Annotated in this window: 8 protein-coding genes; 3 read left to right on the top strand and 5 right to left on the bottom strand. The window is 69.7% G+C overall.

Annotated features, from left to right (window positions below; translation table 11 throughout):
• Positions 1-156 precede the first annotated feature (156 nt).
• The 5 genes from ACWJIO_RS13465 to ACWJIO_RS13445 are packed head-to-tail and all read right to left on the bottom strand — an operon-like array spanning position 157 to position 6455.
• On the bottom strand, positions 157-987 hold the full coding sequence (locus ACWJIO_RS13465) for an inositol monophosphatase family protein (RefSeq protein WP_480314236.1): 831 nt from the start codon (positions 985-987) through the stop codon (positions 157-159).
• Positions 984-2387, bottom strand: a complete 1404-nt coding sequence (locus tag ACWJIO_RS13460; RefSeq protein WP_480314243.1) for a BCD family MFS transporter — start codon at positions 2385-2387, stop codon at positions 984-986. Before ACWJIO_RS13460 ends, ACWJIO_RS13465 begins: the two co-directional genes overlap by 4 nt.
• A gap of 24 nt (positions 2388-2411) precedes the next feature.
• Positions 2412-4127 carry a TolC family protein gene (locus ACWJIO_RS13455; RefSeq protein ID WP_480314234.1) on the bottom strand — a complete coding sequence of 572 codons (1716 nt, stop codon included), beginning with the start codon at positions 4125-4127 and terminating at the stop codon, positions 2412-2414.
• A 28-nt stretch (positions 4128-4155) separates the two neighbouring features.
• Complete coding sequence (locus tag ACWJIO_RS13450; RefSeq protein ID WP_480314232.1) at positions 4156-5550, bottom strand: TIGR03279 family radical SAM protein; 1395 nt, start codon at positions 5548-5550, stop codon at positions 4156-4158.
• A 26-nt stretch (positions 5551-5576) separates the two neighbouring features.
• Positions 5577-6455, bottom strand: a complete 879-nt coding sequence (locus ACWJIO_RS13445; RefSeq protein WP_480314230.1) for an undecaprenyl-diphosphate phosphatase — start codon at positions 6453-6455, stop codon at positions 5577-5579.
• 182 nt (positions 6456-6637) lie between these two features.
• Here ACWJIO_RS13445 and ACWJIO_RS13440 point away from each other — a divergent pair, with 182 nt between their 5' ends.
• The 3 genes from ACWJIO_RS13440 (at position 6638) to nadB (ending at position 9554) form a co-directional block, all read left to right on the top strand.
• Positions 6638-7312, top strand: coding sequence for a DUF3120 domain-containing protein (locus ACWJIO_RS13440; protein ID WP_480314228.1), 675 nt, complete (start codon positions 6638-6640; stop codon positions 7310-7312).
• 115 nt (positions 7313-7427) lie between these two features.
• Positions 7428-7805, top strand: coding sequence for a photosystem II complex extrinsic protein PsbU (gene psbU / locus ACWJIO_RS13435; protein ID WP_480314226.1), 378 nt, complete (start codon positions 7428-7430; stop codon positions 7803-7805).
• A 93-nt stretch (positions 7806-7898) separates the two neighbouring features.
• Positions 7899-9554, top strand: coding sequence for an L-aspartate oxidase (nadB, locus tag ACWJIO_RS13430; RefSeq protein WP_480314224.1), 1656 nt, complete (start codon positions 7899-7901; stop codon positions 9552-9554).
• Position 9555: the final 1 nt, after the last annotated feature.

The following is a 9555-nucleotide window of genomic DNA, read 5'->3' as shown; positions in this document are numbered from 1 at the left end:
AAGCTCTCGGTGGCTGTCGCCTCGCAGCGACCTGAGAAACCTACAGCACCGAAGGGCCGCTCTCGCAGGCGCTCTCCAATCTCTGTAAGCCTGCCCTGCTTGGATCTGGCCTCGCGGCCTTACCCTCGCTGAGCAGTTCAATACCATAGCACCCGTTCAGCCCTCTTCTGCCAAAGCCTCGGGTGCGAGCTTCACCAGCGCCTCCGCCCAAGGCATGAAGAGCTCCAGCGTTGTGGCGCGATCAGCCGCCAGCACGGGATAGTCGGCCAGCGTTTGATCGCTGCCTGGCAGGAGGTCCTCAGGAGAGCGCACCAACCAGCGCAGCGGGCAGCTGAGTTCCTCAAGCACCAGCCAGGCCGCAGCCAGGTCCCAGATCTTGGGCGTGGCCTCCAGGGCGGCGACGGTCTGGCCCATGGCCACACTCACCAGGTTCAGGCTCGCCACGCCGAGCAGGCGGATTTTTCCGGGGAAACGGCGGTTGGGAAGCTTCTGCAGCACCCCGATCGAGCGGCTGCAGAGAGAGGCGCAGCCGGCGGGATGGCCCTGGAGCGATGGAGGGTTGAGGGGCTTGCCATTGCGCCAGGCGCCCTGACCCCGCACCGCCACGATGCGCTGACGCAGTGGCGGCACATCGAGCACGGCCAGCACGGGGCGGCCCGCCTCGAAGCGGGCCAGGGAGATGGCCCAGTAGGGGATGCCCGCCGCGAAATTGGTGGTGCCGTCAAGGGGGTCAACCACCCAGAAGGCGTCACTCAGGGGCACCTGTTTGTCGCCCTCTTCACTCAGCACCCCCTCCCGGGGGAAGAGCTCGCCCAGCCCCTGCACCAGAGTGGCGTCGCTCCAGCGATCACAGGCCGTGATCAGGCTGCCGTCGGCCTTCAGATCCGACACGGCATGACCGAAATCCGCGCGCTGCCGCTCGGCCACCTGATCGAGCAGGGCAGCAAGCCTCGGATCCAGAGCAGGGCGGGTGGGTGTTGTGGTCATCCAATCTCGAGGGCCAGGACCTTGCTGAGACTTCTGCCCGTATCCTCCCTGAACTGGCGCAGGTTGACGCGGCTCAGGGCCACGAGGGCCGCCAGCGCCACCAGGGCCTCGACCCCCAGCACCAGGGCGAAGGGCGGCAGCGGCCCAGGCGACATCCCGCTGAGCTCCTGAAGCCAACGCCCCAGGTCGAGCAGGCCGCCGCCGATCACCTTGCCCAGGGCCCTGGACATGGCCTGGGCCAGACCCCAGACCCCGACGAAGGTGCCGGCCGCCTGGGGAAGGGTGAGATCGAGCATGAGCACCAGAGCGCTGTTGGTGCCGATGCCGGCGGACAGCCCGAACAGCACCATCACGACCTGTAAGGCCGGGATCTGGCCCAGGGCACCTGCCGCCATCAACAGCAACAGGCTCGCCAGGATCAGCTGGCAGCCAAGACGGGCCGTGGCCAGCTTGCCGGCCTTGGGCACGATCCAGAGGCCGGCAAGCAGCAGGCCCAGCAGGGTGCCGATTCCCCACAGGGCATTCAGCGAGGCCGTGGCCGCGATCGGCATCCCGAACACCTCAGCCCCGTAGCTCTCGAGAATCGGGTCCTGCAGGAACAGGGCCAGGGTGAACAGCACCAGGAACAGGAAGAACACCAGCACCTGGCGGCTCGAAGTGATCAGGGCCCACGACTGCTTCAGGGTGATCGAATCCTGGCGGGCGCCCGCCGTGCTGAGCTGCTGACCCGTCTGGGGACGTTCCATGCCCACGGTGGCCACCAGGGTGATCAGCAGCACCACCAGCACCACCTTCACCATGAAGGCGAACAGCACCGGCTCCAGCACGGCGGGGTCCTCCACCCCATCGAGGCCGCGCAGGCCGATGGCGATGCTGATGGCGCCCGCCACGATGCCCACCGTGAGCAGGCACCAGATGATGCCCACCGCCCGGGGGCGCTCCTGCTCGTTGGTGCGGTCGATCACCAGGGCCAGGTAGGGCGTGGAGGCGGTGGAAATGGCCAGCCCGTAGGCGGCGAACAGGCCGCAGAGGGCGAGCACCCCCGCGGTGATGGTGTGGGCCTCACCGGCCTGCAGCAGGCGGGCCACGTGGAAGATCAGGGGAATCGAGAGCACGGCCAGAGCGCAGAAGGCCGCCGTGCCCATCCAGATGTAGGGGAGCCGGTGACGACCGCCCAGGGGATGGGCATCGGATACCTGACCGACCAGAACTCGGGCCGGCGAGACGAACTGCTCAAAGGCCAGGGCCACACCCACCAGCAGGGCAGGGATGTTGAGCTCGCTGATCATCACCCGGTTGAGCAGGCCCGCGAAGATCACCGCCAGGCAGCCGAGGCAGCCCTGGAAGAGGCCGAGGCGCAGGGTGCGCGCCAGGCCAAGGCCCGGGGCCTGGGTCTGCATCGGAGCCTCGGCCGTGGGCACCGATCAGGCCGGCCCGGGCACAGCGGCCTGGCAGGCCGGCAGCAGAGGGGTGGGCTCAACGGGAATGTCGGCGGCTGGCTCAGGCTTGATCGGCGAGAGGCTGCGGGCCGGACAGGTGGTGATCTGATCGAGACCGGTGCCGCGCCGCAGCTCGGCCAGGTTCACGTTGTAGTCGGTGATGGCTTCGGCGTAGCGCACCTCGGCTTGGGTGAGGTCCCGCTGGGTGTCCACCACCTCCCGCTGGGTGGTGACGCCGGCCTGGAAGCGCAACCGGGCCAGCCGCAGGGATTCCCGGGCGGAGATCACCTCGCGGGCCGCGGTGGTGATGTTGCGGTTATTTCTTTCGAGATTGTAGAAACTCTCCTCCACCTCCTCGCGAATCGAGTCGCGGCGGTCGGCGAACTCAAAGCGGTTCTGCTGGGCCCGCTGGCGGCTCTGACGGGCCTGGGCCGCCGACGCCCCGCCATCAAACAGGCTCCAGCTGAAATTGAGCCCCACGCGGGTGTCGAAGCTTCTGGAGGAATCAACAGTGATGTCACCCACGTCCTGACCGCCGTTGTCGAAGTCGGAGCCGAATTCAGCGAAGACGTTCAGGAAGGGCTGGCTGGCGGCCTGGGCGGCGTTGGCGTTGCTGTTGGAGATGGAGATGTCCAGCAGGATCTGGTCGAGCTCCTCGCGGAAGGCGAAGGCCGCCACGATGCTCTCCTGGATTGAGGGCTGCCACACTCCCAGCACCCTGGACGGATCGGCCGCCGTGGCAGTGACGTTCTGGGGCAGGTCGAGCAGAGCAGCGAGGCGGCGGCGTGAAATCGACTGCTCCGCCAGGGCCGCGGTGAGCAGCTGCTGGTCGCGGGCCAGCTGGGTTTCGGCCTCAAGCACCTCCAGCTTGGTGGCCACCCCCGCCTGGAAGCGAGCCCGGGAATCCCGGAGGCTCACCAGGGAGGCGCGCACCGACTGCTGGCCGATCCTCACCTGATCATCGCGCAGCTGCAGGGTGAAATAGAGCTGGGCGGCCTGCAGACGCAGATCCCGCAGGGCGATCACATACTGGTATTTGGCCCTCTCGAACTCATCACGCGCCGCCGCGATCGAGGGCGTGCGCTGCGGGTTGATCAGGGCCCACTGGGCGGTGATCGCCAGACCCGCTGCCCAGCGGTCCTGGGTACGGGTCTCGACGTCACCATTGCTCAGACTGTTGCGCTGCCTTGAGTAGCTGAAGGAAGGCAGCGCATTGGCGTTCAGATCGATGCTGGGATACCACAGGGCGATCTGGGCACGCAGGGCGCTCTGGGCCTGATCCACCTGGGAGGCGATCGCCTTGAGGTTGGGATTGTTGACCTCGGCGAGGTTTTCCACCTGGACCAGGGTCAGGGGCCGCAGTTCCTGGATCACCACCTGCTCCGGCCGTGTGGGCAGGGCGAGGGAGTCCGGGGCCGGCAGATCTTCCAGACCAGGCTGCAGTTCGGTGGCCGCCGGGGTCACAAGCGCCGGATTCAGCCGCGGGCGCTCGCCCTTGACGTCCGGGGCCAGGGGCAAGGCCTCGTTGGCCGGCGTGGCCTTGGGCAGCTCGGCCTCGGGCAGCTCGGCCTCGCCGGCTTCCGGCAGACCGGCCTCAGGAGACTCCTCCTGGGCCAGGGCGCCAACGGGCCCCAGCAGCCCGGTGGTCAGGGGCAGGCCCAGAACGCCCAGCAAGGCCAGGCGGGATGCGAGTCGGGACACGCCGGAGTCCTTACGGTTCTGCCGGAGTTTAAGGATCCAGCCCGTCACTGCCGATACAGCAGGCCACAAGATCGGCCGCACTCCCCACCAGCAGCACGGGAACGGGCAGGGCCGAACGCAGTTGCTCCAGGGTCATGTCGTCGAGGAACACAGGGTCGCCCTGGCGGAGCATCACGCTGGGCAGCAGCAGCGCCTCGCCGAGGTCGGCGCCCCGCAACCCCTCCAGCAGATCGGAGCCGGTGAGCAGCCCGGTCACCACCTGCTGCTGCCCCCAATAGGGGCTCTCCAGCCCGTGCAGCACCAGCTCCAGGCCCTCGACGGCATTGAGGCGGTCCACCACGGGTTGCAGGGCCTCGGCCACCAGCCGGCCCACCACCCAGCTGCGGCGGCGGGGGCGATCCAGACGGCGGGGCAGGGAGGCAGTGGCCGCGTCGAGAGCCTCCAGGAAGGCGCGGATACTGCCCACGCCGTTCTCCTGCTGCGGCAGGTCTTCATAGGTCGGCCGGGGTGGCAGCGGCAGGCCGGCAAGCAGATACCACTCGTCGGAGAGCCAGGCGAAGCGGCTGCCCAGGGCCGGCTCGAACTCCGCCTGGAGCGCCTCCACCTGGTCCACCACCTGGCGGGCACAGACCCGGTCCACCGGCCGCAGGGCATCGTCACTGGGGCGGAAGCGGGTCAGCCCCACCGGCACCACGGCCGCCGAGAGCACCGCCGGCCAGGCGCCGCCGCCGAAACCGGCCAGATCCCGCAGGGTGCGCTCCAGGGCAGGGCCATCGTTGAGGCCGGGGCACACCACCACCTGGGCGTGGATCTGCAGATCGCGGGCCGCGAACCAGCGCAGCTGCTCCAGCAGCAGACCGGCCCGCGGGTTCACCAGCAGGCGGCTGCGCAGCTCCGGATCGGTGGCATGCACGGACACGAACAGGGGCGAGAGGCGCTGCTGCTCGATCCGCTGCCAGTCGGCTGGGGTGAGGTTGGTGAGGGTGAGGTAGGAGCCGTAGAGGAAGCTCAGCCGGTAGTCGTCGTCCTTGAGGTAGAGGCTGCGGCGGCGCCCGGGGGGCTGCTGGTCGATGAAGCAGAAGGCGCAGGCGTTGTTGCACTGCCGCAGGCCATCAAAGAGGGCCTCGGTGAACACCAGGCCCAGGCCCGCATCGAGATCCTTCTCCAGCTCCACGGTGTGGAGCGTGCCACCGGGATCCTCGATCTCCAGCACGAGCTCCTCCTCCCCCACCAGCATCTGCAGGTCGATCAGGTCGCGGGGGCGGCGGCCGTTGATGCTGAGCAGGCGGTCGCCGGGCTCAAAGCCCAGCTCAGCCCCGATCGACTCGGGCTCCACGCTGGCCACCACCGCAGGCTGGGGCAGGCTGAGGGGCTCGCCGGACGGCCCGGCCAGAGCGATCCCGGCGGAAGGTTCGTTCCACATGGTCGCCGCTGTTCAGAGGTCCGCGTTCACGGCCCCACTGTGGCGCGCAGGCCCACGAGGATGGCCAGGCCGAACAGCAGGCGATAGCCCACGAACAGCCAGGTGCTGTGGCGTTGCAGGTAGCGCAGCAGCCAGGCGATGGCCGCCCAGGACACCACCGCCGCCGAGGCGATGCCCACCAGCATCGGAATGACGCCGCCTGCGGCCGGAGCCTCCAGGGCGTCCTTGAGCTGCACCAACCCAGCCAGGGTGATCGCCGGGATGCCCAGCAGAAAGGAGAAGCGGGCGGCATCGGCCCGCTGCCAGCCATCGAACAGGGCCGCGGTGAGGGTGCTGCCGGAGCGGGACACGCCGGGCACCAGGGCGAGCATCTGCGCCAGGCCCACCAGAATCCCGTCCCAGGCCCGCACGGCCACCAGCTGGCGGCGACGACGACCCAGGGCCTCGGCCAGGGCCAGCAGCAGCGCCATCACGATCGACACCACCGCAATGGCCGTGAGACTGCGCAGCGGTGAATTGTCGAAGTCCGGCACCCAGAGCTTGATGGCCAGGCCCGCCAGCACGATCGGCACACTGCCCAGGCCGATCGCCACCCCCAGCCGGGCCGAGGGGTCGCTCCACTGGCCGTGGCGGCACGCTCGCCCCATGGCCCCGAGCACCTCGCGCAGGTCACGGCGGAAGTAGGCCACCACGGCCGCGATGCTGCCGAGCTGGATCACGGCGGTCACGGCCACGCCCGGATCCCCCCAGCCGAGCATCACCGGCACCACCTTCAGGTGGGCCGTGCTGCTGATCGGCAGAAATTCGGTGAGCCCCTGAACCACCCCCAGCACCAGGGCTCGCCAACAGGCCTCCAGCAGGCCGGGCTGCAGCCCCGCCTCAGCGATCGATCCAGCTGCCTGCATCCCGGTGGGCGCGCATCGATGGCCGACCCTATGGCCAGGCGGGTGCTGCAGACCCCTTAAGGTTGCACAACTTTCTTCACAACACGGTGATCGGGGCTCCCGCCAGCACACTGCCTCGACCGACCGTCTCAGACGATCTGACCCCTGGGCTGGTGGGAGTGGGCCTTGGTGTGAACCAGGTCATGGGGCCTGCGCCGCTGCTGCAACCCCGCTTCGGCCTGGTGGTCAGCAGCGTGGCGCTGGTGGCCCTGCCCGTATTCCTGCAGGCCCCCTGGGTACGGTTCGCCCCCGCCAGCTCAGCCCTGTTCACGGCGGTGCTGGTGGTGATCGGCCTCGGGCTGGAGCGCCGCAGCGAGCCCCAGCTGCGCCATCTCGGCCTGCTGCTGGTGGGCTTCTCCGGCAGCTGGCTGGCCGGTTCGTTCTTCTGGGGCTGGGCCCGCCTGCATCCCCTCTGGCACCTGCCGATCGAAGCCTTTGCCCTGCCCCTGGCCCTGGCTGGCCTGGGTGGCCGCTGGCGCCTGGCCTGCGGCTTCTACCTGGGATCCCTGATCGGCACGGCCGCCACCGACGCGGCCATTGCCGCCACCGGCCTGATGCCCCTCTGGCCCGAGGCCCTCGCCGCCCCGGCCGGCGAGGCGATGCTGGTGCTGCACGCCGCAGGCCTGCAGGTGCTGCAGCCGGCCTGTCTGGCCCTGGTGGCCGGCTTCGCCGCCCTGCTGCTCGCGGCCAGCCGCTGGCTGTGGCAGCGGGGTGAGCTGGGTCAGGTGGTGGGCGCCACCCTGATCACCACCCTGGCCGTGGATGGCCTGTTCCTGCTGCTGGCCCTGGTGGCCCCCGCCCTCACTGGCCTGATCTGAAGATCTGCAAATGCCTGAAGGGCTGGGAGGATTTCAGACGATTCCTTTCTGTACGGTTAGCGGTCGGTGGACAGGTCCACCGCCTGTTCCTGTCCTTCTCCGGAGAGTTCTCGTGATGAAAAGGCTGGCTGCCTGGCTGATGAGTGGTCTTGTGCTGGCCGGATTGCTGGTCACCCTGGTGCTGCCTCCGGCGGCAGTGGCGGCCGAGCGTCGCAACACGGCTGACGACAAGATCGCTGAACGCGCCGGCAAGGTGGACCTCAACAACAGCTCCGTGCGGCGCTTCCAGGACTACCCCGGCATGTACCCCACCCTGGCCGGCAAGATCGTGCTGGGCGGGCCGTACGACAGCGTCGATGACGTGCTGAACCTCGACCTCACCGAGCGCCAGAAGGAGCTCTTCAACAAGTACAAGGACAACTTCACCGTGACCCCGGCGTCCATTGCCCTGAACGAGGGCTTCGACCGCATCAACGACGGGCAGTACCGCTGAAGCCAGTCCCTAGGCTTCCTTCACCGTTGAACGCCGTCGGGGCTTTCCGGCGGCTTTTTTCATGCCGGCGGAAGCCCCGAAACTGCAGCACCCATGGCGCAGTGTGACTGGGATGTGGTGGTGGTGGGCGGAGGCGCCGCCGGGCTGATGAGCTGCCTGGAGCTGCCCGCAGGTCTGCGGGTGCTGCTGCTGAGCAAGGAGCGCAAACCCCGCTCCGCCAGCCGCTGGGCCCAGGGCGGCATCGCCGCCGTGACCAGCGCCAACGACAGCTTCGCCAGCCACCGTGACGACACCCTCAAAGCCGGCGCCGGCCTGTGCGACCTCGAGGCCGTGGAACTGCTGGTGCATGAGGCCCCCGGCTGCGTGCAACGCCTGCTGGAGCTCGGCATGGCCTTCGACCGCCAGGGTTCCGCCCTCAGCACCACCCTGGAGGCCGCCCACAGCCACCGGCGCGTGCTGCACGCCCAGGACCGGACCGGCGGCGCCCTCGTGGATGCCCTGGAGCGGGAGGTGCGTCGCCGCCCCGGCCTGGAGCAGCGCCAGGGGGTGGTGGCCCTGCAGCTGCTGGTGGAGGCAGGCCGCTGCTGCGGGCTGCAGGTGCTGGAGGGGGAGGAGATCCACTGGCTGCGGGCCCGGGCCGTGGTGCTGGCCACGGGCGGCGGTGGCCACCTGTTCGCCCATACCACCAACCCGACCCATTCCAGTGGCGATGGCCTGGCGATGGCCTGGCAGGCGGGCGCGGAGGTGCGTGACCTGGAGTTCGTGCAGTTCCACCCCACGGCCCTGATGCTGCCCGGGGCCCCCCATTTCCTGATCTCCGAGGCGGTGCGCGGTGAGGGGGCCCGGCTGCTGGACGGAAGCGGGGCCAGCCCGGTGGCGGAGCTGGGAGGCGGGGATCTGGCCCCGAGGGACCAGGTGAGCCGGGCCCTGGCGCGGCGGATGCGGCAGCAGGGGGTGGACCATCTCTGGCTCGACCTCAGGCCGATCGGCCAGGAGCACCTGAGCCGCCAGTTCCCCACCATCCTGGGGCGCTGCCGGGAGCTGGGGCTGGAGCCCACGGCAGAGCCCCTGCCCGTCGCGCCCGCGGCCCACTACTGGATGGGCGGCGTGCGCACCGACATGGGGGCTGCCACCACCCTGCCGGGGCTCTATGCGGTGGGGGAGCTGGCCTGCACTGGCTTGCACGGGGCCAACCGGCTGGCCAGCAACTCCCTGATGGAGTGCCTGGTGTTCGCCCGGCAGCTGCGCCACATCGCGCTTGGCCCCGTCAGCCCAGCCGACCGGCCTGCAGGAGCGGACGTGCTCGCGGCCCCGAGCCTGGGGGCCCCTGCCCTGAAGGGCCAGATCCAGGCCCTGCGGGAGCTGTGCTGGCAGGTGGCGGGGGTGGAACGGCAGGGCCAGGCCCTGGCGAGAGGTCTGGCCACGATTCGTCGCCAGCGCCGCAGCCTGGAGCGCGATCCCAGCTGGCAAAGGGTTCAGGGGCTGAGCGTGAGTCAGCGGCTCGAGCTCACGCCGGCCTCCCGCGAGAGCTGGCCCTTGCAGCAGGAGCTGCACCAGCGCCTGGTGCTGGCGGAGCTGCTGCTGGAGGCCGCCCTGTTCCGCCAGGAGAGCCGCGGTGGCCACTTCCGCACCGACACGCCCAGCAGCCAGCCCTTCTGGCGGGTGCACAGCTGCCAGCGGCGTGGCCGACCGATCAGCACCGCTGCCGTGAAGCAGAGTGCCGGCGGCCACCAGCACAGCGAGGCCTGAA

This window comes from Paraciimarium castrense LEGE 11436, from assembly GCF_056633055.1.
This window is presented reverse-complemented; position numbering and strand designations above follow the sequence as displayed.

Bases quoted from the DNA above. Each gene is read 5' to 3' on its own strand.
- ACWJIO_RS13465 (WP_480314236.1), bottom strand. From the start codon at position 987: ATGACCACAACACCCACCCGCCCTGCTCTGGATCCGAGGCTTGCTGCC.
- ACWJIO_RS13460 (WP_480314243.1), bottom strand. From the start codon at position 2,387: ATGCAGACCCAGGCCCCGGGCCTTGGCCTGGCGCGCACCCTGCGCCTC.
- ACWJIO_RS13450 (WP_480314232.1), bottom strand. From the start codon at position 5,550: ATGTGGAACGAACCTTCCGCCGGGATCGCTCTGGCCGGGCCGTCCGGC.
- ACWJIO_RS13445 (WP_480314230.1), bottom strand. From the start codon at position 6,455: ATGCAGGCAGCTGGATCGATCGCTGAGGCGGGGCTGCAGCCCGGCCTG.
- ACWJIO_RS13440 (WP_480314228.1), top strand. From the start codon at position 6,638: ATGGGGCCTGCGCCGCTGCTGCAACCCCGCTTCGGCCTGGTGGTCAGC.
- psbU (WP_480314226.1), top strand. From the start codon at position 7,428: ATGAAAAGGCTGGCTGCCTGGCTGATGAGTGGTCTTGTGCTGGCCGGA.
- nadB (WP_480314224.1), top strand. From the start codon at position 7,899: ATGGCGCAGTGTGACTGGGATGTGGTGGTGGTGGGCGGAGGCGCCGCC.